The sequence below is a fragment of the Planococcus sp. TJ-307 genome, assembly GCF_058268435.1.
The window spans coordinates 536,868-558,757 of the sequence record NZ_JBZDOJ010000001.1; the positions used below are offsets into that span (position 1 = coordinate 536,868).

Here is a 21,890-nt window from a genome sequence, read left to right on the forward strand (position 1 = left end):
CCGGCTTTTATACTGACAGGAGGAATTTTCATGGACTATTTAAACCATCCGTTTGCATCACAACGCCATACCGTATTTTCAAAAAAAGGAATGGTGGCTACTTCTCAGCCGCTGGCAGCACAGGCTGGCATTGAAGTTATGCAAAATGGAGGAAATGCGATTGATGCAGCGATTGCAACAGCTGCCGCTTTAACGGTTGTCGAGCCAACTTCGAATGGAATTGGAGGAGATGCGTTTGCTTTGGTTTGGGTCAAAGACAAACTGCACGGCTTAAACAGCTCCGGTCCCGCACCCAAAAGCATTTCACCAGAAGCAGTCAAGGCACTTGGATTTGAAAAAATGCCGACATTTGGCTTAGTGCCAGTGACGGTTCCGGGGGTTCCGGCTGCTTGGGCAGAACTATCGAAGAAGTTTGGCAAGTTGACGCTTGCTGAGGCACTGAAGCCAGCGATCCGTTACGCAGAAGAAGGATATCCGCTAACACCGATTCTCGGGAAATACTGGAAAGGTGCCTATGCGAAATACAAAACCACATTTACAGGCGAAGAATACCAAGGATGGTTTGATACATTTGCACCCCATAGCCGTGCACCTGAAGTAGGCGAAATGTGGTCATCTCCGGGACATGCCGCTACCTTAAAAGAAATTGGACAAACCGATGCGCGTTCTTTTTATGAAGGGGCGATTGCAGATAAAATTGATGCCTTTATGAAAAAGCATGATGGCTTCCTATCCAAAGAAGATTTGGAAGCGTTCGAGCCCGAGTGGGTTGAACCAGTCTCAGCAAAATATCGGGGCTACGAAGTGTGGGAAATCCCGCCAAACGGGCAAGGAATGGTTGCTTTGATGGCATTGAATATTTTTAAAGAGCTCGGTCAGCCGAAATGGCAGTCTGCAGACACGTTCCACGAACAGATTGAAGCGATGAAACTGGCGTTTACGGATGGCAAAGCATTTATTACAGAACCTGAAAATATGCCGGTTAGTACAGAGCACCTGTTATCTGAAGAGTATGCTGCATCTCGTGCGAAATCGATCGGGGAAACTGCTTCAGACCCAGAGCCATATGAATTGCCTAAAGGCGGTACGGTTTACTTGTCTGCGGCAGATGAAGAAGGGAATATGATTTCTTATATTCAAAGTAATTACATGGGCTTTGGCTCAGGAATCGTTATTCCAGAAACTGGCATTGGCTTGCAAAACCGTGGGGCTGACTTTTCCTTGGATCCTGAGCATCCCAATGTACTGGAAGGCGGAAAGCGGACGTTCCACACCATCATTCCGGGATTTCTTACAAAAGACGGAAAAGCTGTCGGACCGTTTGGTGTAATGGGCGGTTATATGCAGCCGCAGGGCCATTTCCAAGTAGTGACAAATACAATTGATTATTTAATGAATCCGCAGGCTGCACTCGATGCACCTAGATGGCAGTGGATGGAAGGGAAAACCATTCTTGTGGAACCAAGTTTCCCGAATTACCTGGCACAGGCTTTAAGCCGTAAAGGCCATCACATTCAAGTTGCAACAGATGGCGGCAGTTTCGGCAGAGGGCAAATTATTTGGCGGAATCCGGAAACAGGCGTTCTAGCCGGGGGCACCGAATCACGGACAGACGGCGCGGTGGCTGCTTGGTAAGCGCTAGAAAAGCAGAGAAAAAGAAAAGGGAACACTCCAACTTGAAAACCAATAGAGATCTTTTTCTCGCTTTTTTCCGCGTCGGCCTTCTTGGATTCGGCGGCGGGCCAGCCGCTATCCCACTTTTTCATCGTGAAGCCGTTATCAATTATAAATGGATGACCGAAGATGAGTTTGGCGATACCTTAGCGTTAGGCAATACCATGCCAGGGCCAATTGCCACAAAAATGGCGGGCTACATTGGCTATCGTGTCAATGGGATGATGGGATGCCTGATCGCTTTGGCCGCTTCAGTCGTTCCGACAGTGGTCATGATGATTGTCCTTTTGGGAGTTTTGCAAAGGTACAAAGATCTTGAATGGGTCAACAGCATGTCAGCCGCAGTCGTACCAGTTGTTGGCGTTATGCTGGCGGTAATGACATGGGATTTCTTTGAAAAGTCGGGCAAGTCTTTGGGGATGGGTCGCGCGATTCTGTTTACAGCCATTGCCATCGTCTTGCTGGAACTGCTGAATATCCATCCGGCGTTTGTCATACTAGGTGTTTTGATTCTTTCCTTAACTACCTTTAAGAAAGGGGTGGGGTCAAAATGATTTACTGGTCCATTTTTTTGGCATTTTTTATCCCGGGTATTTTGGGTTATGGAGGCGGACCTGCTTCGATTCCGCTTGTGGAAAAAGAAGTAGTGGACCGTTATGGCTGGATGACAACGCAAGAGTTTGGTGAAGTTCTAGCTTTGGGCAATGCATTGCCAGGACCGATCGCTACAAAAATGGCGGGTTACATCGGGTATATGGAAGGCGGCATATTGGGGTCGATAGTCGCTTTGTTCGCTTCTGTGGCGCCGTCACTTATTTTGATGGTCGCTTTAATGGTGACGCTTTTGAAATACAAAGATTCGCCGAAAGTCAAAAATATCACAAAACTCGTCCGTCCGGTTATTGCTGTATTGCTGGGCGCCATGACACTGCAATTTTTTATGACCTCAGTTGATACTTCAGGTACTGTGCAGACGGTGATTCTGATCATCGTCAGCTATTGGCTGCTTGAAATCAGGAAAATCCATCCGGCTTTTGTCATTTTACTGGCGCTGGCATACGGTGCGGTATCCGGAATCGTTTAGCTTTTGCATGGTTTAAGTATACGAACAGGTTATTCGTTTAAATAACAAGAAGCTTAGACCATCCAATGCGGGTGGTCTTTTTTGGTCTCCCGGGAGTGCGAGCATAATTATTTACTTTTAATTCGAGAAGGTTTAATGTGGATAACGAGGATAATTTTTATCCGTAATTGAAAGAGGGTGATTCGGGTGCATATGAAACCAGGTGTAGAACAATCCGTATATGCCATACTTTTGCTAAATATGCTGCCGGACAAAGCGGTGCTTCCGGGTGAAGCGATCAGCCAGCAGCTCGGCACTTCCCCAACCTATTTTCAGAAACTGTTAAGAAAGTTGGTCAGTGCAGGCTTGATTACCTCCGTACCAGGGGTAAAGGGTGGATTTAAACTCAATAAAAAACCACAAGAAATAAGTGTATTCGATATATACGTTGCCATTGAAGGACAACAGTCACTGTATTCACCCAGTGGGGTATTGGGCGATTTGTTGGAACTGGAAGAGCCTGAGCGGTGCTGCCTGTTGACGGACTTAATGCTGGAAGCAGAAAATGCTTGGCGTTTCCGGATGGAGCAGGAAACCATCTCATTGCTTTCCGAGAAAATGAAGGAAGAGCGATTTCAGGAAAAAACACGGAAACTAACCGAGTGGCTATCTCAAAAGCTGGTCGGATAAAAATGAAAAGAGGGAACACTATGATCGGAATTTTGCCGCGCATCAACCAATTGGCGAAAAAAGCACGTGAAGAAGGACTGACAAATGCTGAGATCGTAGAACGGCAAGTATTGCGCGAAGATTATTTGCGGTCAATACGCGGTCAGGTGGAGTCGACTGTGACCAGCATGAAGGTCATTGACCCGCTTGGTGATGACGTTACTCCTGATAAAGTACGTTTAAAAAAACAAGTGACTCAACTATAGGAAGCTTAAGTAGAAAGGAAGAAAAAAATGAACGATTATTTAGTAAAAGCTTTAGCCTATGATGGGCAAGTGCGTGCCTATGCTGCACGTACGACTGAAACGGTAGGAGAAGCACAACGCCGCCACTATACGTGGCCAACGGCATCAGCTGCACTTGGGCGTTCGATGACAGCAAGTGTAATGCTTGGCGCCATGATGAAAGGCGAAGAAAAATTGACCATCCGCATCAACGGAGGTGGTCCAATCGGAACCATCTTAGTCGATGCAAACGCTAAAGGAGAAGTTCGCGGATACGTGACCAACCCTTTGACTCATTTCGATTTAAACGAGCAAGGCAAGCTTGATGTCAGAAGAGCTGTTGGTACAGAAGGGACATTGTCAGTATCCAAGGATATCGGATTGCTCCAGCCATTTGTCGGGCAGGTTCCTATCGTATCTGGTGAACTGGGAGACGATTTTACACATTATATAGTGACTTCTGAACAAATTCCGTCTTCGGTAGGTGTGGGCGTTATTGTTAATCCGGATAACACCATCCAGGCTTCTGGTGGGTTTATTATTCAGTTGCTGCCGGGGACAGAAGAAAAAGTCATCGTGGAAATTGAAGAGCGTTTGAAAGTCATTCCGACCATTTCCAATATGGTCCGGGCAGGTCTTACGCCAGAAGATATACTGAACGAAGTGTTAGGAATCGGCAATGTTCATGTGCTTGATGAAATGCCAGTCCAATTTCAATGCCAGTGCTCCAGAGACCGAATTTCCAGAGCGATCCAAAGTCTTGGCTCGGCTGAAATTGAAGACATGATCGTCACAGACGGCAAAGCAGAAGCACAATGCCATTTCTGCAACGAAAATTATTTGTTTTCAAAAGAAAACTTGGAAGATATGCTGAATCCTCAAACTTAATAACTCTACACGGCCCATGCAAAATATATGCGATGGGCCGTTTTTATTGGAAGAATAGAAAATCTATGGTATTATTATCTTGAATTCGAGATAAGTTTCTTTTTGTGAAAAATAGGGAACGGTTTTAGACTGCCTAATAACTGCCTTAGTCAGTTCAACCAAGCAAAGCTGGTGAATGAAGCACGTTCTTTAAAGTAATTTACTTAAACTAAAACTGGAGGTTATATCAATGAAACATATTTTTCAGCAAGGTACAAATCCCGCAAAACCAACATTTCTAATGCTTCACGGCACAGGTGGAAACGAAAACGACCTATTGGCAATTGCCGCTCACATTGACCCGGAGGCTTCAGTTTTAAGCGTCCGCGGAAATGTATCCGAAAATGGCATGCCGCGCTTTTTCAAACGCTTGTCTGAAGGCGTATTTGATATGGAAGATTTGAAGCTCCGTACAGAAGAACTGCATGAATTTATTGGACAGGCGGCTCAAGAGCATGGTTTTGACCGCAAAAACGTCATTGCCGTCGGCTATTCAAACGGTGCCAACATAGCGGCCAATTTGTTGTTCACTTATTCGGATTCATTAAAAGGCGCGAGTCTGCATCACCCGATGGTACCAAATCGTGAAACGACCCTGCCTGATTTAACCGGGGTTCCAGTCTTTATAGCAGCTGGTACTAACGATCCAATTTGTCCGGCAGAAGAGTCAACCGATCTTGAAAATTTGTTAAAAGATGCAGGCGCTGCAGTTGATCTGCATTGGGAAGATTTTGGCCATCAGTTAACAATGCCGGAAGTTGAAGCTGCTAAAGCTTGGTACGATAAATTATAAAAGGAATCTTCCCCGAACGACGGGGAAGATTTTTTTATGGCATGCTTTTTTGACAAAGGCAACGGCTTTCATTCATGATGGGAAGAAAGAAGTTGAAGGAGGGATGGCAGTGCAAAACAATCCGCACATTCAAGAACAATTAGAGGCTTGGGTAAAAGACAACAAAGGCCACGCCATATTAGGGACGACGGCACAATATATACCGGCACTTGGAAAAGAAGACCCAAGCCAGCTGGGAATCTGTATGGTCGACGATGAAGGAAACTATTATTGTGCAGGGGACACGACAAAAGAATTCACTTTGCAGAGCATTTCCAAAGCATTAACATTCATCGCCTTGAGCCGCCATTACGGCTTAGATTTTGTTTTGGAAAGAGTGGATGTAGAGCCGACTGGAGAAGCATTTAATTCAATTATTCCATTCGAAATTCATCGGCCAAACAAGCCGTTCAATCCCTTTATCAATGCAGGAGCGATAACGATTTCGGCTTTGCTGCCAGGCCAGACAAGCCAGAAGAAATATGAATTTTTGCTGGAATTTCTGGAAGAACTGGTGGGCCACCCGCTTGAACTTGATAAGGAAGTGTATGATTCAGAATGGCAATCTTCACACCGAAACCGTGCACTTGCGTACTATTTGAAAGAAGCGAAATTTCTGGATATCGAAGTAGAAGAAGCATTGGATATTTACATTCGCCAATGTTCAATCAAAGTAAGTACCAAGGACTTGGCATTGATTGGTTTGATTATTGCTTATGACGGATTCAACCCAATTACCAAGGTCAAGCACTTTTCTGAAGAAATTGCACAGGTTGCCAAAGTGCTCATGGTCACATGCGGCATGTACAATTCCTCCGGAAATTTTGCAGCACATGTCGGTATTCCGGCGAAAAGCGGTGTGTCCGGCGGCATCATGGCGGCAGTTCCGCCGAAGCTTCACTCGCAAACAAACGAGTTTCGGGCAGGTGCCGGCATTGGCGTTTATGGACCTGCTATCGATGTTCAGGGAAACAGCGCAGCAGGCACCATGATGCTGCGGCAAATATCAAAAGAATGGGATTTAAGTATTTTTTAATCCATTCCCTCGTAGGCTTTCAGAAGCTCACGGGGGAATTTTTTTATAAAAAAGAGAATAAAGATTTGTTTTATAAAAGAAGACAGGGGAATAGAAGAAAGAATAAAAAAACCCAAAGGAGTGGCGAAATGGCAAAAGAGCCCAAAGTGAACGAAAACAGCAAAGACGAACAATTAGAGCAATACCGGGTAGATGATTCCGGAAAAAGCTTGACGACCAACCAGGGACTGAAGATGGCAGAAGATGAATTCTCATTGAAAGCCGGTGAAAGAGGTCCTACTTTGTTGGAGGATTTTCATTTTCGGGAAAAAATGACTCATTTCGACCATGAACGTATTCCGGAACGCGTCGTTCATGCAAGAGGATATGCTGCACATGGTGAATTTGAAGCATACGAATCTCTGGAAAACTTGACAAAAGCTAAGTTTCTATCTGAAAAAGGCAAAAAAACGCCTGTCTTTGTTCGCTTTTCTACTGTAGCCGGATCAAAAGGCTCTGCAGAAACAGTAAGAGACGTTCGCGGATTTTCAACGAAATTTTATACAGAAGAAGGAAATTATGACCTAGTCGGAAACAATATGCCAGTATTCTTTATTCAGGATGCTATTAAATTTCCGGACTTTGTTCATGCAGTAAAGCCGGAGCCGCATAACGAAATGCCGCAGGCTGCCAGTGCCCATGATACTTTATGGGATTTTGTCATCAACAACCAGGAAACCGCACACATGATGATGTGGCTAATGTCTGATCGCGCAATTCCACGCAGCTTCCGCATGATGGATGGCTTCGGCGTGCATGCATTCCGTTTTGTGAACGCGGAAGGCAAGTCGCATTTCGTCAAATTTAACTGGAAATCGACGCTGGGCACACATTCATTAGTCTGGGACGAAGCCCAGAAAATTGCCGGGAAAGACCCGGACTTTAATCGTCGTGATCTGTATGACTCCATCGAAAAAGGAGATTTTCCAGAGTGGGAGCTAGGTGTTCAAATTATCGCAGAGGAAGACGAGCATAAGTTTGACTTTGATTTGCTGGACGCGACGAAGTTATGGCCGCAGGAAGAAATTCCAATTCAAATGGTCGGTAAGATGACCTTGAACCGCAATGTCGATAATGTCTTTGCGGAAGCAGAACAAGTAGCGTTCCATCCAGGACATGTCGTACCAGGAATAGATTTTTCCAATGATCCGTTGCTGCAGGGCCGTCTGTTTTCTTATACCGATACCCAGCTGCTCCGTTTAAATGGGCCGAATTTCCATGAATTGCCGATCAATCGCCCAGTTTGTCCATTTCACAATAACCAACGGGACGGCTTTGGGCGCCAAACAATCAATAAAGGTCGGGTCTCTTATCAAAAGAGCTCGTTTACCAATAACACCCCTGCTCCTGTAAGTGAGGCAGATGGCGGTTACTCTCATTACGAGGAAAAAATGGAAGGCCGAAAAGTGCGCGCGCGCAGTGAGAGTTTTAAAGATCACTTTTCGCAAGCAACCATGTTCTGGAACAGCATGACCGAACCGGAACGAAAGCATATTATCGAGGCTTTCAGTTTTGAACTTGGAAAATGCCAAGAAACGTGGATTCGCGAAGGCGCTGTTGAGATGTTCACCAACGTTAATTTGGAAATGGCGCAGGCAGTTGCCCAAAATATTGGCGTAACTCCTCCAACAAGCGGCGGTTCTGATGTGACAAAATCTTCGCCAGCGTTGAGCTTGGACAATACGATCAAGTCTCCTGCAACGCGCAAAGTGGGAGTTCTTGCAGATAAAGGCTTTAACGATGCAGAACTGCTGGAGATTCTCGAAGGACTTGAAGCAAAAGGCGTGCAGTACGAAGTGGTCAGCGAGATGCAAGGCAACTTGACAGGCGCAAACGGCAAAGAGCTCGAGGTCGACCATACATTTACTACCACGGATCCTGTTTTGTATGACGCGATTTACGCAGTGGGCGGACCGGATGTCAGCAGAAAATTTGCCAAAGAAGCGGCGCGTTACATTGGCGAAGCATTCGATCATTACAAGCCAATCGGTGCGACGCACGATGGTCAGCAATGGATCGAAGCAGCAGGCATTGAAAGCCAGCCAGGAGTTGTAACGGCAAGCGATGCCGCCAACTTTACAGCGACATTTTTAGAAGCCATTACAGCTCACCGCCATTGGGACAGACAAGTCGAATAAAAGTATGCACATAAAGTCTTAACAATTCACAATGTTTAAGAATAGACATGCCGGGTATTTTCTAGACTAAGCAAGCATTTTCAAAATACGCATCATAAAATTGGAGGAATAGAAAAATGGCCAACAATAAATTTATGGGAACGTTCGACAGCGAAACGGAAGTATTGAAGAAAATCGAGGAAATGAAAGCACAAGGATCTAGTGAAGATGATATGTACGTAATGGCACGGGATAAAGACCAAATTTCCATGGTACGCGGGCGGACAGATGTCGATTACAAATCATCTGAAGGAAACTGGATGGATAAGTTCATGGGCTTCCTTTCAGGAAATGAATCTTCGCGTGAAGCATTCTCTGGAATGGGCGTAGATGAAGCAGAAGCAGACCGTTACTACAACGAAGTGCAAAACGGCAAAATTCTCTTGTTTGTAGACCGTGAATATGGTGCAAACTACGAGGGACAAGCGCCATACGACAACACTTCAACAAGTGGCGCAGCAGGCACGATGGGTGCAGCTGGAGCTACTGGAGTCGGAACTAGCAGAAACCACATGGACGATGAAGCGGTGAGCACAGATGGGCTTACAGTGGATACAAATGCTGCGAATGATACGTACTACAATAAAAAAGATGATGTGTTCAGCCGTGATACAGATGAAACTGCTGGCGTCGGAAAAGATTCAGGCACGGGATTTGGACTTGGGTCAGATCGCACAGTTGATGACCATCCGACAGACCATTTAGGTGATTCCAACAAAGGCCTAAACCCTACTGCAGATACAGAAGAAGAAAAGCTTCGTCTGCATGAAGAACGCTTGCAAGTCGACAAAGAACGCGTGCAAACAGGCGAAGTCAATGTTGGCAAGCACGTTGTTGAAGAAACTCAATCGGTGGAAGTGCCAGTAGAGCGCGAAGAAGTGTATGTGGAACGCCGCCCTGTAAATGAAGAAACAACAGGAAATTCGTTTGATAACAAATCTGGGTTAACTGGAGATGCTTATCAAGAAGGCGAAAACATTCACATTCCGGTAACCGAAGAACGCGTCGAAGTTACGAAAAAAGACGTAGTGGCTGAAGAAATTGTAGTTGGAAAACGCAAAGTACAAGATACAGAAACCATCAACGAAACTGTCCGCCGTGAAGAAGCGGATATTGATGAAGACACCAACTTAACAGACGACAAATTAACCAATAAAAACCGCACTGACCGTGATCGGTTATAATCAGTAATATGCAATACGAGGCGGGGACTGCTCCCCGCCTTTTTTATTTTGACCAAATGGTTGTTTACACGGCATGTCGCGGTAAACATATGCCGGTTTTTCGGTGATTGCGAATGCGGCTTTTTTTGTCGGCTCGAAACGAATAGCGTATAGTAAAAGAAAGCAAGGAGGGATAAGCATGGACGGTAAAAAAAGAAGTGACGTGAAACCAGGAATTGAAGTCAATGTAATTTTAAAGCAGGATCAGCGTTCAGGGAAAAAGACACAAGGCGTTGTCAAAGATTTGTTGACAAACTCTGCTACCCATCCACATGGCATCAAAGTACGTCTGACGGATGGTCAGGTTGGACGTGTCTGTGAAATTCTTTCCGCAAAATAAGTGGTGTTTCATGCCTCCCGTGCAAGGGTAAAATACAATAACCCCTTTTAAGGAGAGATCACAATGCCAAATCGATTTATCGAAACGTACGATTCACAGGAAACTGTTTTAAAGAAAATCGAAGAATTGAAGAAAGACGGACATGTGGACAAAGACATGTACGTGATGGCGAAGTCCGATGACCAGTTGTCGCTCGTAAGAGGCAAGTCGGATGTTGAAGTGCATGCATCAGAAGGCAGTTGGGCGGATCGGTTCGCGACGTTCTTGACTGGAAATGAACGGATTCATCAAGCTTTCTTAAACATGGGAATCGATGAAAATGAATCTGAGCATTTTTACCGCGACGTTCAAAACGGCAAGCTCTTGCTTTACGTCAACAAGGACGCTCATGACGCATTTGAATTGCCGGAAGACGAAAAGACGGCCATTCAAAACGACAAACTGGAATCAGAAGGTCTCCGTTCTATAGAAGAAGACCGAGAAGAAAAAGCAGTCGAACTGGATGACCAACACTACGAAGAACCGGCAGAAAAAAAAGACAAACGCAACGCCGACCCAATCAGCAAGCCAGATGAAAAAAACTTTATTTAACAAAGAAAAGCGCAAGCTGCCGTTTAGCTCCGGAAAGGCTGAAGCGACTCGAGGAGCTGGCAGCTGAAGTCTGGACACGAAGAAAAGCGGAAGCTGCCGTTTAGCTCCGACAAGCGCTGGAAGCCTTGCCGGTAATGGCGTTCCTTAGCCATTTCCGGAAAGACTGAAGTGACTCGAGGAGCTGGCAGCTGAAGTCTGGACACAAAGAAAAGCGCAAGCGCCTGTTCAACTTCAAAAAAGCACATACGCAAAATACATCCATCAATTTAAACGAAACGAACCCATTAAAACGGGTTCGTTTTTGTGTTAATATAGGGTTATTGAAAAACGAAGGAGTCCCTCATCATGAGCCAATTCTTTGAACGAAAAAAGCAGGAACTTGGAGTTCAATTAAATAAAATACAGCGAAAAGCGGTAGAGCGTACAGAAGGTCCTCTCCTGCTATTGGCATGCCCGGGATCCGGCAAAACAACCACCATGATTATGCGCATAGGGTACTTAATTGAAGAAAAGGGCGTATCGCCGCAGCGGATTAAAGCCATCACCTTCAGTAAAGCATCCGCCACCGATATGCTCGAGCGCTACAAACGCTTTTTCCCTTCCCTGCAGCCAATTGATTTTTCGACCATCCACAGTTTGGCTTTTCAAATTACCCGCGATTACTTTTCAGGCTCGCGCTACATTATGATCGAAGGCAGCGAAACAAACGGTCTCCACAAGAGGAAGTTGCTTCGAGAAATGTACCAAACTGAAAATGACGAACCGATCACCGATGACCAGTTGGAAGAATTGACTTCGTTCATCAGCTTTGTCAAAAACAAAATGTTGCCGCGAAAACAGTGGGCAAAGCTGAAAGAACCATTTCCAGGTGCCATTGAAATTCTAAAAACCTATGAAGCGTTTAAAGAAAACTATGACGTAAGGTTAGTAGACTTTGATGATATGCTGTCACTGGCCTATGAGGCTTTGGAAAAAGACAAAAGTCTCTTGGCGAAGTACCAGGGGCGTTGGGATTATGTCATGACAGATGAAAGCCAGGATACGTCCTTGATTCAGCATGCCATCGTGGAAAAACTAGTGGCTCGCCATCAAAATCTTTGCGTCGTCGCCGATGACGATCAGTCGATTTATACATGGAGAGCTGCTGAACCCACGTATTTACTAAAGTTCAGAACAGTATATCCCGATGCATACATTATGAAAATGGAACGCAATTACCGCTCTTCCCAGAACATAGTGGATACCGCCAATCAATTTATCAAAACCAATAAAAAACGCCACGACAAAAACATGTTCACTAAGCAGCCAGAAGGCGATCCGATTGTTTTAAAGCGCTTAAGCTCGGAAGACGCACAATTCAAATACGTTTTAAAAGAACTGAAAGAACTGACTGAGTACGGAAACGTAGCCATTTTATACCGAAACAATTCATCTTCAACATTGCTGATGAGTGAACTCGAACGATTGGGCATTCCTTTTTACATGAAAGACTCAGACAACCGCTTTTTCTCCCACTGGATTGTGGAAGACATGTTGAACTTTATGCGTTTCAGCTTAAAGCCCGAGCGCGTCGATATTTATGCGAAAGTCGCTTCCAAAACCAATGCTTATTGGTCCGGCAGCCAACTGAAAATGTTGAGCCGGATGAAGCCGACAGACAAACCTGCTTTTGATGAAATCAATGTAACGATCACCTTAAAAGATTACCAACTGAAAATTTTGGCTGAACAGCAAAAATGGTTCCAGGCATTGAATAGCATGAAACCGCTGAAAGTGATTCGCACCATACGCGGAGAAATGGGCTATGATCAAATGCTTGCGAGCCGTGCCGAAAAATTCGGAATGAAAATGACCTATTTGGCGCAAATCTTAACAACCTTAGAACAAATTGCAGAACCGCTGGAATCCATGACGGCTTTTGCAAAGCGGCTGAAACAGCTGGAACAGGTGACCCAGCAAGCGAAAGTAGAAAAAACCGATGACATGTTGACTTTATCGACTTTCCACAGCTCCAAAGGCCTGGAATTTGACCGCGTGTACATGATCGATTTAGTGGAAGGCGTCATTCCAACGGAAGAAGATGCAGAGACGCCGGATACGTTGGAAGAAGCTCGGCGTTTGTTCTATGTAGGAATGACACGAGCGAAAAATCATTTGGAGCTAATCAGCTACGATAGTGAATCCCGCTTTGTAGATGAGGTGCGCGACTTGATTGTTCCTGAGAAACGGCAAGCCCAACCGCAGCGTGTTGCAGCAAAAACCCCAATAAAAGTAAAAGTGCCGGACAACCCGAATGCCATTGATTCGGAAGATTCGCTGCATGAAGGAGTTCAAGTCCGCCATCGGGTTTTTGGAGCTGGAAAAATCGTTGAACGGGACAAAGAGCGGATCTCCATCCAATTCGCAAAAGAACGGAAAGACTTGATGATTGATATTTGTTTGAGCTATAGATTGTTGGAGATTATCGAGTAACGCCTGTGTAACATACAAAGGTGACATAAAGAGGAACGCGAGGAAATGGGAATGAAAATCAAAGATTGGGATCGAAGTTTGAAAGTTCGCTTGGTCGGCGAGTTTTTTATGAATACAAGTTATTGGATGGTATTCCCGTTTTTAGCGATTTATTTTGCGGAAGAGTTTGGCAAAGGAACAGCAGGGCTGTTGCTGGTTATTTCTCAAGTGTTTTCTGTGGCTTCAAACTTGGTGGGGGGCTACTGTGCGGACCGCTTTGGACGTAGGCGTATGATGGTCTTCGCTTCTGTCGCGCAAGGCTTTTCGTTTTTGCTGTTCGCCTTTGCCAACTCTCCATGGCTGCAGTCTCCTGAACTTGGGTTTGTTGCGTTTACGCTTGCTGGAATGTGTGGGTCTCTATATTGGCCAGCGAGTCAGGCGATGATTGCGGACGTTGTGCCGGAAAAATACCGCAGCGATGTGTTTGCTATTTTTTACACGACTTTGAATATTGCTGTTGTAGTAGGTCCGCTTTTCGGCGCCATCCTGTTCTTTTCCTATCGTTTCGAACTGCTGCTGGTTGTGACAGTGATCTCAATGCTGCTGGGCATGGTTTTAAGGCTGTTGACAAAAGAAACCTTGTCTCAGGTGATGCTCGACAAGTGGCAGACACAGGAAGCAACCGGTTGGATAGGAGCGGTATCCAAGCAGTTTAAAGAATATGGATTGATTTTTAAAGATCGCTTGTTCTTGTTGTTTATTATTGCCGGAATTTTGGGCGCACAGACTTTTATGCAATTGGATTTACTGATTCCAATCTATTTGAAGGAAACAATTGATACGCAAACAATTGCGACTCTTTTTGACCGTGAATGGACGGTTACAGGGGAAACTTCTTTTGGCATCCTGTTAGCCGAAAATGGCTTGTTCGTAGCGTTGTTGACCGTTGTTATTACTCGCTGGATGACCAAGTTTCCGGAAAAATGGGTGTTCTTCGCTTCTGCAGCATTTTATGCAGTCGCTATGTGGCTATTCCCTGTAACTTCATGGTTTTGGATTTTCGTTGTCGCAATGGCAATTTTCACCTTTGGCGAGTTGATGGTTGTGGGACTGCAGCAGAACTTCATTTCCAAACTGGCTCCTGAAGACATGCGCGGTCAATATTTTGCGGCTGCGAGTTTGCGCTATACAATTGGGCGAATGATTGCGCCGATTTCGATTCCGATGACGGCATGGTTTGGGTTTGCTTGGACGTTTGGCTTGTTGGGGCTGTTCGCACTCGCAAGCGGCTTTGTCTATTTGTTCATGTTTCATCTATACGAAAAAAGGCCTTCCCATTGAGGAAGGCCTTTCGTGTATTATTAGTTTTGGTCTTTGGCTAATTTCACCAGCATGTGTGCCAGCATATGTTGCTGTTCTTTATCGCCAACCTGCCATAAGCGCTGCAATAAGTACTCTTCGCTGTTTTTTGGATCTTCTTTTTTCGCTAAGTAGCCCGCTACTTTTTCAGCCAACTGAGCAATGCGTTCTTCGCTTAGGCCCATTTTTTCACCGATCTCTACTTTGTCGCCCAAGTAGTTAATGAAAACCGAAAAATCTGCTAAAATCTGCTCTTTTTTCTTATCATCTGTATTCTTTAATTTATCTTCAACTTGTTTGTTGATGTTTTCCATCCTGTAACACGCTCCTTCAAATTTTTTACCGTACTCTCTATTTACCACCAACTAAAAATTCTAAACGTCGGTTGATAATCATTCAGAAGATTCGTTTAAATAAAATCCAGGTGGGTAATCAGATAACAAGGACGGAATACAAGGAGGATGATTGAATGACCTTATACGACGAAATCCAGGAATTGAAAAGTTTTGAATGTCCAGACCGTTGCGTGTTAAGTGTTTATTTGAATACGAATCCAACCGATTTAAATGCTCAGAACGGAGCATGGAAAATTCATTTGAAGAATGGGCTGAAACGATTAGACGAATATTTAAATGCGTCTAACGATGAGAAGGAAATGAATACTTACAAGGTATTAAGAAAAAAAGTGGAAAAAGAGATTTTGGATAACCAAAATGACCTTCAAAAGGGTGTCATTATTTTTGCATCTCCACATAAGGATCTGTGGTCAGTACACTATGTACAAATCCCGGTTAAGACAAGTTTTCATTGGGAAACTAAGCCTGTTCTAGAAGAACTGCGCTATATGTATAAAGCGTATCCTTATGCCGGTGTTGTTTTGCCGAGTTTTAAAGGCATCCGTGTGATTGATACATCCATGGGGATTATCAACGAAGAATTCTTTTACGAGTTCGATGCTGGACTGGAAGTATGGACAGAGCAGAAGGGTGTACGCAGTTCAGGGCGTATTTCAGCTGGATCTTCTGGTGGTAGTGCAGGCGGAAACAGCCCAGTTATCGGCGGAAGCGGCGGGGGAAGCCCGGTTGATGAATTAGACCACAGGTTAAAAGAAAATCTCGAGCGTTTCTATAAAGACATGGGAAGCAAAATCGAAAAGTTAAAAAAAGAGCGCAAATGGGAGGAAATCCATGTTGTGGGTGAAGCCGAGCATGCCAAATCTTTCTCTAATGCTCTTCATAAGAAACCAACAAGCTGCGTATACAAAAACCTAATCAACAACGATCCAGGGAAAATCCTGCACGCAGTATTCGAAGTATAAACAAACACCTCAGCGTCTTTGCTGAGGTGTTTTAATTGGGCTTTGGACAAAAGGTGCAGGTTGCAAAAAGAGGCATCTCTTTGTACAAGCAGCACGTTTTTCTTAACGGCTTCGAGACAGCCTGCTCAAGAGGAGTATTGCCGAGCAGCTTGGCGAGATAAGAAGTTTTGACCGGCTTCCAGTTTTTCGACTCAAGAAGCCACTCCAAGTCTTCGGCAGCCACTCGTGGATGCCGGGTTTCCATTCCAGCATAAAACCATAAGACAGAGCCGAGTACATTCTCCCAGCAGGTAATGGGGGATACTTTTATGTGTTTTTTAAATTCATTCAGCAGTTCGTCTACTTGCTCATGAAGGATTTCATGAAAAGCGTGGAACCGTTCACTTGGCTCGACAGTTTTAAAGGCGGACGACTTTATATGTGTCTCTAGAAGAGGCAATCCATAGTTATGAACACAATCAAATCGGAGCTCGCTCCAATGAACTGAAAAATAGCCGCCATGTTGGTGGATCATATTAAACTGGGCAGTAACGTATAGGGCATATTGACGAAAAAAGTACGATACCGCCACTCCCGCATTGTCACTCCCGCACCACTCTTTTAATTCTTCAATCATGGTGGGCATGTCTTGGCTGAGCGGATGTTGCGGAATGCGATCCGTTGCGACAGATTGGCTGTTCAGAAAGTATTTCGCTTGTTGTGGGAAAGTCATGCAGTCACCTCTTTGTTTAATATGCTACGGGAAATCAAACGTGTTTGTAAAGTGATTGGAAAAACTTATGGAAAAGCTTAAAAACGTTCGTATATTCTTTTGGTAAGAATGTCGGTACACTAAAAAGAAAGGAGTGAAAACATGGGATTTTCAATTTTACATATTGATCACGTGCAAGTTGCAGCACCAGCAGGAAAAGAAGAGGCCGCAATAAAGTTTTATGCAGAAATTCTCGGCATGCAGGAAATCGAAAAACCGGAAGCGTTAAAAGGAAGGGGAGGCGCTTGGTTTGTGTTCGGCGGACAACAATTGCATGTGGGTGTAGAAGAGCCGTTTTCACCAGCAAAAAAAGCACATCCAGCATTTCAAGTATCCGGTTATGAGGACTTGAAAGAACACTTGTCCCAAAATGGAGTGGAGTGGAAGGAAGATAGCAGCATACCGGGAGTCAAACGCTTTTTTGTCTTCGATCCGTTTGGCAACCGGCTGGAATTTCTAAAATAATCATAGACAAATTGGTTAAAATAAAAACGCCTTGCTGGATGCAGGGCGTTTATTTTCGCAAAGGGCAATATGGGCATTTATCTGTTTCTGGCAATTCCTTATATAGGCAGCAGGTCACGCGTTTGTACTCGACTTTTGACTCTGCTAAGCTGTGTCCGCCTAAAAACTGCTTGAAATGCGATTTGCGCATTTGGGGCTGCCAAAAAGAATCGGACAGCAAAGTTTGAGCATCCTGTTCAGCTTGCGAGGAGCTTTCCATGCCGTACATCCAGATTACGTATCCCCAAATATTTTCCCAGAGATTCAATTTAGAGATGGGACCCATCTTCCGGAATGTTTCCACGACGGGAAAGGCATAGTCTTTCAACACCATTTCCAAGTCGCTTTCTTGGCGCAGCCTGAGCCATTTTTCATCTATTTCAAAAGCGATTCCATACTCGGCTTCTGTCAAGTGGACTTCGCTCAGTGGACCTGCCCACATTTTCCCGTTCGCCAATAAGTAAAGCTGTGCAGAAATGAAAAAACCGAAGCGCCTCATGAAGATGGACGAAGCGACGGTTTCAGTAAGTGCTCCAGATTCGGTGCGAATTTTCGAAATCAGTTCTTGAGAACGGCTTTCCATGCTTTCCGACAATGTCATAAACCCATGTGGATTTTTTTGAAGTTGGACTTGAAAAAGTTCCAGCTTTTCCATTATTGTGCGCTGCTTAATGCTTGTTTGATTTCCGGCACGATGCACCGGCCTCTGCCAAACGGAACACAGTGCGGCGTACCAAATAACGGATCTTTGGAAACTTGGCATTCCATACCGAAAACAGAACGAACCAAATCGCAATTGATGACATTTTCCGGAGTGCCTTGTCCGAATACTTCTCCGTCTTTGATGGCAATAATGTTGTGTGCATAACGGGAAGCCAAGTTCAAGTCGTGTAGAACCATGATGATCGTGCGCCCTTGCGTTTCATTCAGCTCAAACAGCAAATCCAATATTTCGATTTGGTGTGTCATGTCCAAATAAGTAGTTGGCTCATCCAACAAAATGATCTCAGTATCCTGTGCGAGAGTCATGGCAATCCAGGCACGCTGGCGTTGTCCGCCCGATAATTCATCGACCGGCTTGTCACGAAATTGATCGACGCGTGTTGCCTTCATGGCAGCTTCAACTTTTTCGGTATCTTCTTCAGTCCAGCGTTTCAGCCAAGATTGGTGTGGATAGCGCCCCTGCTTGACGAGGTCGTGTACAGTCAAACCTTCTGGTGATACCGGTGATTGTGGCAGAATGCCCATTTTTTTTGCTACTTCGCGTGAAGACATGTTATGAACTTCTTTGCCTTCTAATAATATAGAACCTTCTTGAGGTTTCAGTAAACGCGCAATCGAGCGAAGAAGTGTCGATTTGCCACAGCCATTGCTGCCAACAAATACCGATATTTCGCCGCGCGGAATCGATAAATTCAAATTTTCAAAAAGTAAGTTGTCGGTATATCCAATTGACAAGTCGTTGGTTTTGACGGCTATTGTCATTACATAACTCCTCCATATCTTTCGCAGTAATCTAATTGATAGGATTTTCATTATCGTAACTATAGCATAAATTCTTATTAAATGAGAACAATTTTCACTAAGGAAAATAGAAAAAGCTTTACAAATGTGACAGATAGCACTAAAATAAGACTTATTGAGAATCATTATCAAACACTTGGGGGATATCAATTATGAAGCGACGGTTATTATTATTGATTGCAGCAATGCTTGTGCTGGTTCTAGCGGCATGCTCATCAGCCGAAGAAGATGAACCTGCGGCACCCGCAGAAGAAGCTGAGGCAGTAACGATCCAAGGAACTAATGGTGAAGTGACATTAGATGCTCCGGCCCAGAAGGTAGTCGTTTTGGAATGGACTTACGCAGAAGATTTATTGGCGGTTGGTGTACAGCCAGCTGGAATGGCTGATATTGCAGAATATGGGGACTATGTGAACATCGAGCCGCAATTGGATGAAACGGTTGTTGATGTTGGCGGCCGCCAGGAACCTAACCTTGAAGCCATTGCCGCTTTGGAACCGGATTTGATTATTGGCGTGAGCTTCCGGCACGATGCAATGATCGACCAATTGGAAACGATTGCGCCTACCGTGATTTTTAATCCATACCCAGAAGATGAAAGCATTGATTTGTATCAGGAAATGGAAACCACTTTCCTGGAAATTGCAAAAGCTGTAGGAAAAACTTCAGAAGGTGAACAGGTTTTAACGGATCTGGAAGCCCAGTATGAGGAAAAGGCGGCTGAAATTGAAGCGGCCGATCTGCAAACGAACGACGTTATTTTAACCCTTGCTTACTCGGGTGCACAGGCTCCTGAAATTCGTGTCTTTACGCCAAATTCGATGGCTTCCATTATTTTGGATCGCATAGGTTTAAATAATGTCCACGAACCAGACCAATTTGAAGTTTTTGGATCCAGTACCTTTAACGTAGAAGGCTTGGTTACGTACGAAGATGCCAATTATCTTTACACGGTGCCGGATGAAGACAACATTTATGAAAACCAGCTGAGCGGCAATCCGGTCTGGGAAAATCTGGCCTTTGTCCAAGAAGGACGTACGTATGATTTAGGCGCGGATACTTGGTTGTATGGAGGACCGTTGTCTGCTGAAACATTAATGAACCAAATCACCGATGTACTGGTGACAGACTAATGCTCCGAAGCGTACTGAATAAGTCCACTGTCTCTTTGACAGCGGGTTTTTTCCTGCTTATTGTCCTATCTATTGTTCACTTGACGCAGGGGCAGGCAGATTACACGGTGTCACAGCTGCTGACAGGCGTCTGGACGGAAGGGCGCATTCAGGATATTGTGTTTTCATTCCGTTTGCCGCGCCTCACAATTGGCATTTTGGCAGGAGGGGCACTCGCTGTTTCGGGTGCTGTTCTCCAAACCTTGACGAATAATCCATTGGCTTCACCGGGAACGTTAGGGCTGAATGCGGGTGCCTTTTTCTTCGTGGTTCTGTCCGCAATCTTTTTTCCAGGATTGTTTGGCGACTTTCCATTTGTTACGGCTCTTTTAGGTGCCATCCTGTCTTCTTTATTAGTGGTCGGCCTTGCAGGCAAACAAATGGAGCCGGTGCGTGTGGCTTTGACAGGGATGATTATTTCCCTGTTGTTTGCTTCCATTACCGGGGCGCTGCAATTGTTATTTGAAAATCAAACAAATGGCCTGTTCCTTTGGGGATCCGGAACTTTAGTGCAGTTAGACTGGGAAGGCGTCATATTTGCTGCACCGGTCATTTTGCTGATGTTCCTGTGTGCGCTGCTATTGGCAAAGCCGATGGATATTTTATCACTTGGGGAAGACATTGCGTCTTCACTTGGGCAAAATGTCCGTCTGGTTAAGCTCGCTGCCTGGGGAGTGGCGATTGTCTTGGCGGCTGCTACAGTCAGTGTTGTCGGACCCATTGGATTTATTGGGTTGATGGCTCCGCATATTGTCCGGATGATGGGCATTCGGGGACACCTGCAAATTATTGTCCATTCCTTTATTTGGGGAAGCGTCTTTTTGGTCGGTGCGGATGTGTTGGGCAGATTGATTCAGCCGGGGCAGGAAGTACCGGTCGGCGCCATGACGGCATTGGTCGGCGGCCCGTGGCTCTTGTATCTGGCTTGGCGTACAGCCAAATCGATGAAGCGCGGAGAACGCCAAATGGGCGGCACCACAAAGCCAATTCGCTTAAAGCTGCTTGTTCCTATATTGGTTGCGATTATCGTTGGCATTACGGTCATGGCATTAAGCTTTAACGGTTCTGCCTGGACATTTGCCTGGATGGAACCAGTCGTATGGAATTTCCGCGTGCCGCGCGTTTTAACTTCGTTTATTGTCGGCGTTATGCTGGCGATTACAGGTGTCATACTTCAAGGGGTGCTCCGAAATCCGCTGGCAGATGCCAGTGTGCTCGGTGTGACTTCCATGGCAGGAGCGGGGGCGATGCTGCTATTGGTTATTTTCCCGGCTATTCCGCCCGAGTTCATGCCGCTCGGGGCAACTGTAGGGGCGGCTTTAGCACTTGGCATCATACTCATCACGGCTTGGAAAAATAATTTCCAGCCAATGCTGGTTGCATTAATGGGGATTGCCATTTCGGCTTTTGGTTCCGCAGCGACGCAAGTCTTCATTGTGAAAGCACAGCTGGCAGTTGCGAGTGCATTGGTATGGCTGTCGGGAAGCACTTACGGTAAGGGATGGGAAGATGTTCAATTTGCGCTGATCTTACTAGCCGTCTTTATTTGGCCCGCTATTTACCTCACACGCAGCTTGGATACTCTGACCTTCGGAGACGATGTGGCGGCAGGGCTGGGATTGAACATTCGATCCACACGCGTTTGGGCGCTAATTGTGGGTGTCGCCATCTCAACGGTCGCTGTATCGATTGTCGGCACCATTGGATTTGTGGGTTTGGTCGCTCCGCATATTGCCCGCCGCCTGGTCGGATTCAGGCATTTGCCGCTGCTGTTGGCATCTGGTTTAATCGGTGGACTGCTGCTGGTTACAGCTGATTTTGTTGGACGCATTCTGATTGCACCGAAGGATATTCCAAGTGGATTGGTTGTCGCATTGATTGGTACACCATATCTGCTTTACTTGTTGCGCAAAATGAAATAGAAATGATCAAAAAGGACCTGCCATGTCGGCAGGT

Annotated in this window: 23 protein-coding genes; 18 read left to right on the forward strand and 5 right to left on the reverse strand. The window is 45.3% G+C overall.

What is annotated here, in order from left to right:
- Positions 1 to 30 precede the first annotated feature (30 nt).
- The 12 genes from AC4EHK_RS02640 (at position 31) to AC4EHK_RS02695 (ending at position 10,855) form a co-directional block, all read left to right on the forward strand.
- Complete coding sequence (locus AC4EHK_RS02640; RefSeq protein ID WP_490977246.1) at positions 31 to 1,635, forward strand: gamma-glutamyltransferase family protein; 1,605 nt, start codon at positions 31 to 33, stop codon at positions 1,633 to 1,635.
- 41 nt (positions 1,636 to 1,676) lie between these two features.
- A complete protein-coding gene (locus AC4EHK_RS02645) occupies positions 1,677 to 2,228 on the forward strand; it encodes a chromate transporter (protein ID WP_490977247.1) in 552 nt (183 codons plus the stop codon).
- A complete protein-coding gene (locus AC4EHK_RS02650) occupies positions 2,225 to 2,758 on the forward strand; it encodes a chromate transporter (RefSeq protein ID WP_490977248.1) in 534 nt (177 codons plus the stop codon). The genes AC4EHK_RS02645 and AC4EHK_RS02650 overlap by 4 nt, the downstream gene beginning before the upstream one ends.
- Positions 2,759 to 2,944: 186 nt before the next feature.
- A complete protein-coding gene (locus AC4EHK_RS02655; protein WP_490977249.1) occupies positions 2,945 to 3,427 on the forward strand; it encodes an RrF2 family transcriptional regulator in 483 nt (160 codons plus the stop codon).
- Positions 3,428 to 3,447: 20 nt separating this feature from the next.
- Positions 3,448 to 3,672, forward strand: a complete 225-nt coding sequence (locus AC4EHK_RS02660) for a DUF896 domain-containing protein (protein WP_490977250.1) — start codon at positions 3,448 to 3,450, stop codon at positions 3,670 to 3,672.
- Positions 3,673 to 3,699: 27 nt separating this feature from the next.
- Complete coding sequence (hslO, locus tag AC4EHK_RS02665; protein WP_490977251.1) at positions 3,700 to 4,578, forward strand: Hsp33 family molecular chaperone HslO; 879 nt, start codon at positions 3,700 to 3,702, stop codon at positions 4,576 to 4,578.
- A gap of 229 nt (positions 4,579 to 4,807) precedes the next feature.
- Complete coding sequence (locus AC4EHK_RS02670) at positions 4,808 to 5,410, forward strand: alpha/beta hydrolase (protein WP_490977252.1); 603 nt, start codon at positions 4,808 to 4,810, stop codon at positions 5,408 to 5,410.
- A 103-nt stretch (positions 5,411 to 5,513) separates the two neighbouring features.
- Positions 5,514 to 6,485, forward strand: coding sequence for a glutaminase A (gene glsA, locus AC4EHK_RS02675; protein ID WP_490977253.1), 972 nt, complete (start codon positions 5,514 to 5,516; stop codon positions 6,483 to 6,485).
- A gap of 128 nt (positions 6,486 to 6,613) precedes the next feature.
- Positions 6,614 to 8,662: a catalase gene (locus AC4EHK_RS02680; protein ID WP_490977254.1), complete on the forward strand. Its 2,049-nt coding sequence runs from the start codon at positions 6,614 to 6,616 to the stop codon at positions 8,660 to 8,662.
- Positions 8,663 to 8,778: 116 nt separating this feature from the next.
- Positions 8,779 to 9,885 (forward strand): DUF2382 domain-containing protein, encoded by a 1,107-nt coding sequence (locus AC4EHK_RS02685; RefSeq protein WP_490977255.1) that lies wholly within the window; start codon positions 8,779 to 8,781, stop codon positions 9,883 to 9,885.
- A 178-nt stretch (positions 9,886 to 10,063) separates the two neighbouring features.
- Positions 10,064 to 10,264, forward strand: a complete 201-nt coding sequence (locus tag AC4EHK_RS02690; RefSeq protein WP_490977256.1) for a YwbE family protein — start codon at positions 10,064 to 10,066, stop codon at positions 10,262 to 10,264.
- Positions 10,265 to 10,327: 63 nt separating this feature from the next.
- On the forward strand, positions 10,328 to 10,855 hold the full coding sequence (locus tag AC4EHK_RS02695) for a YflT domain-containing protein (protein ID WP_490977257.1): 528 nt from the start codon (positions 10,328 to 10,330) through the stop codon (positions 10,853 to 10,855).
- Positions 10,856 to 10,878: 23 nt separating this feature from the next.
- Here AC4EHK_RS02695 and AC4EHK_RS02700 read toward each other — a convergent pair whose 3' ends face one another.
- Entirely contained in the window at positions 10,879 to 11,100 is a 222-nt protein-coding gene (locus AC4EHK_RS02700; RefSeq protein ID WP_490977258.1) for a hypothetical protein, read from the reverse strand.
- 100 nt (positions 11,101 to 11,200) lie between these two features.
- On the opposite strand from AC4EHK_RS02700, the gene AC4EHK_RS02705 reads away from it, so the two are divergent.
- Positions 11,201 to 13,327: an ATP-dependent helicase gene (locus AC4EHK_RS02705; RefSeq protein ID WP_490977259.1), complete on the forward strand. Its 2,127-nt coding sequence runs from the start codon at positions 11,201 to 11,203 to the stop codon at positions 13,325 to 13,327.
- 51 nt (positions 13,328 to 13,378) lie between these two features.
- Complete coding sequence (locus tag AC4EHK_RS02710; protein WP_490977260.1) at positions 13,379 to 14,647, forward strand: MDR family MFS transporter; 1,269 nt, start codon at positions 13,379 to 13,381, stop codon at positions 14,645 to 14,647.
- Positions 14,648 to 14,667: 20 nt separating this feature from the next.
- Here the strand turns inward: AC4EHK_RS02710 and AC4EHK_RS02715 are convergent, their stop codons facing one another.
- Positions 14,668 to 14,979, reverse strand: coding sequence for a DUF3243 domain-containing protein (locus AC4EHK_RS02715; RefSeq protein ID WP_490977261.1), 312 nt, complete (start codon positions 14,977 to 14,979; stop codon positions 14,668 to 14,670).
- Between the two features lie 155 nt (positions 14,980 to 15,134).
- On the opposite strand from AC4EHK_RS02715, the gene AC4EHK_RS02720 reads away from it, so the two are divergent.
- On the forward strand, positions 15,135 to 15,983 hold the full coding sequence (locus AC4EHK_RS02720; RefSeq protein ID WP_490977262.1) for a VLRF1 family aeRF1-type release factor: 849 nt from the start codon (positions 15,135 to 15,137) through the stop codon (positions 15,981 to 15,983).
- 31 nt (positions 15,984 to 16,014) lie between these two features.
- Here AC4EHK_RS02720 and AC4EHK_RS02725 read toward each other — a convergent pair whose 3' ends face one another.
- On the reverse strand, positions 16,015 to 16,695 hold the full coding sequence (locus AC4EHK_RS02725) for a hypothetical protein (protein ID WP_490977263.1): 681 nt from the start codon (positions 16,693 to 16,695) through the stop codon (positions 16,015 to 16,017).
- Between the two features lie 141 nt (positions 16,696 to 16,836).
- Here AC4EHK_RS02725 and AC4EHK_RS02730 point away from each other — a divergent pair, with 141 nt between their 5' ends.
- Complete coding sequence (locus tag AC4EHK_RS02730; RefSeq protein WP_490977264.1) at positions 16,837 to 17,199, forward strand: VOC family protein; 363 nt, start codon at positions 16,837 to 16,839, stop codon at positions 17,197 to 17,199.
- 49 nt (positions 17,200 to 17,248) lie between these two features.
- On the opposite strand, the gene AC4EHK_RS02735 is transcribed toward AC4EHK_RS02730, so the two are convergent.
- Positions 17,249 to 17,893 (reverse strand): hypothetical protein, encoded by a 645-nt coding sequence (locus AC4EHK_RS02735; RefSeq protein WP_490977265.1) that lies wholly within the window; start codon positions 17,891 to 17,893, stop codon positions 17,249 to 17,251.
- On the reverse strand, positions 17,893 to 18,723 hold the full coding sequence (locus tag AC4EHK_RS02740) for an ABC transporter ATP-binding protein (protein ID WP_490977266.1): 831 nt from the start codon (positions 18,721 to 18,723) through the stop codon (positions 17,893 to 17,895). The genes AC4EHK_RS02735 and AC4EHK_RS02740 overlap by 1 nt, the downstream gene beginning before the upstream one ends.
- A gap of 191 nt (positions 18,724 to 18,914) precedes the next feature.
- On the opposite strand from AC4EHK_RS02740, the gene AC4EHK_RS02745 reads away from it, so the two are divergent.
- The gene (locus AC4EHK_RS02745; RefSeq protein ID WP_490977267.1) at positions 18,915 to 19,895 is read left to right on the forward strand and encodes an ABC transporter substrate-binding protein; all 981 of its coding nucleotides are present in this window, start codon (positions 18,915 to 18,917) and stop codon (positions 19,893 to 19,895) included.
- Positions 19,895 to 21,856, forward strand: coding sequence for an iron ABC transporter permease (locus tag AC4EHK_RS02750; RefSeq protein ID WP_490977268.1), 1,962 nt, complete (start codon positions 19,895 to 19,897; stop codon positions 21,854 to 21,856). Before AC4EHK_RS02745 ends, AC4EHK_RS02750 begins: the two co-directional genes overlap by 1 nt.
- Positions 21,857 to 21,890 lie beyond the last annotated feature (34 nt).

Excerpts from the sequence above, each read along its gene's own strand:
- AC4EHK_RS02685 (WP_490977255.1), top strand. The coding sequence starts at position 8,779 with ATGGCCAACAATAAATTTATGGGAACGTTCGACAGCGAAACGGAAGTA.
- hslO (WP_490977251.1), top strand. The coding sequence starts at position 3,700 with ATGAACGATTATTTAGTAAAAGCTTTAGCCTATGATGGGCAAGTGCGT.
- AC4EHK_RS02670 (WP_490977252.1), top strand. The coding sequence starts at position 4,808 with ATGAAACATATTTTTCAGCAAGGTACAAATCCCGCAAAACCAACATTT.
- glsA (WP_490977253.1), top strand. The coding sequence starts at position 5,514 with ATGGCAGTGCAAAACAATCCGCACATTCAAGAACAATTAGAGGCTTGG.
- AC4EHK_RS02650 (WP_490977248.1), top strand. The coding sequence starts at position 2,225 with ATGATTTACTGGTCCATTTTTTTGGCATTTTTTATCCCGGGTATTTTG.
- AC4EHK_RS02730 (WP_490977264.1), top strand. The coding sequence starts at position 16,837 with ATGGGATTTTCAATTTTACATATTGATCACGTGCAAGTTGCAGCACCA.
- AC4EHK_RS02695 (WP_490977257.1), top strand. The coding sequence starts at position 10,328 with ATGCCAAATCGATTTATCGAAACGTACGATTCACAGGAAACTGTTTTA.
- AC4EHK_RS02660 (WP_490977250.1), top strand. The coding sequence starts at position 3,448 with ATGATCGGAATTTTGCCGCGCATCAACCAATTGGCGAAAAAAGCACGT.
- AC4EHK_RS02740 (WP_490977266.1), bottom strand. The coding sequence starts at position 18,723 with ATGACAATAGCCGTCAAAACCAACGACTTGTCAATTGGATATACCGAC.
- AC4EHK_RS02705 (WP_490977259.1), top strand. The coding sequence starts at position 11,201 with ATGAGCCAATTCTTTGAACGAAAAAAGCAGGAACTTGGAGTTCAATTA.
- AC4EHK_RS02680 (WP_490977254.1), top strand. The coding sequence starts at position 6,614 with ATGGCAAAAGAGCCCAAAGTGAACGAAAACAGCAAAGACGAACAATTA.
- AC4EHK_RS02700 (WP_490977258.1), bottom strand. The coding sequence starts at position 11,100 with ATGTGCTTTTTTGAAGTTGAACAGGCGCTTGCGCTTTTCTTTGTGTCC.
- AC4EHK_RS02710 (WP_490977260.1), top strand. The coding sequence starts at position 13,379 with ATGAAAATCAAAGATTGGGATCGAAGTTTGAAAGTTCGCTTGGTCGGC.
- AC4EHK_RS02640 (WP_490977246.1), top strand. The coding sequence starts at position 31 with ATGGACTATTTAAACCATCCGTTTGCATCACAACGCCATACCGTATTT.
- AC4EHK_RS02725 (WP_490977263.1), bottom strand. The coding sequence starts at position 16,695 with ATGACTTTCCCACAACAAGCGAAATACTTTCTGAACAGCCAATCTGTC.
- AC4EHK_RS02735 (WP_490977265.1), bottom strand. The coding sequence starts at position 17,893 with ATGGAAAAGCTGGAACTTTTTCAAGTCCAACTTCAAAAAAATCCACAT.
- AC4EHK_RS02690 (WP_490977256.1), top strand. The coding sequence starts at position 10,064 with ATGGACGGTAAAAAAAGAAGTGACGTGAAACCAGGAATTGAAGTCAAT.
- AC4EHK_RS02750 (WP_490977268.1), top strand. The coding sequence starts at position 19,895 with ATGCTCCGAAGCGTACTGAATAAGTCCACTGTCTCTTTGACAGCGGGT.
- AC4EHK_RS02720 (WP_490977262.1), top strand. The coding sequence starts at position 15,135 with ATGACCTTATACGACGAAATCCAGGAATTGAAAAGTTTTGAATGTCCA.
- AC4EHK_RS02715 (WP_490977261.1), bottom strand. The coding sequence starts at position 14,979 with ATGGAAAACATCAACAAACAAGTTGAAGATAAATTAAAGAATACAGAT.
- AC4EHK_RS02745 (WP_490977267.1), top strand. The coding sequence starts at position 18,915 with ATGAAGCGACGGTTATTATTATTGATTGCAGCAATGCTTGTGCTGGTT.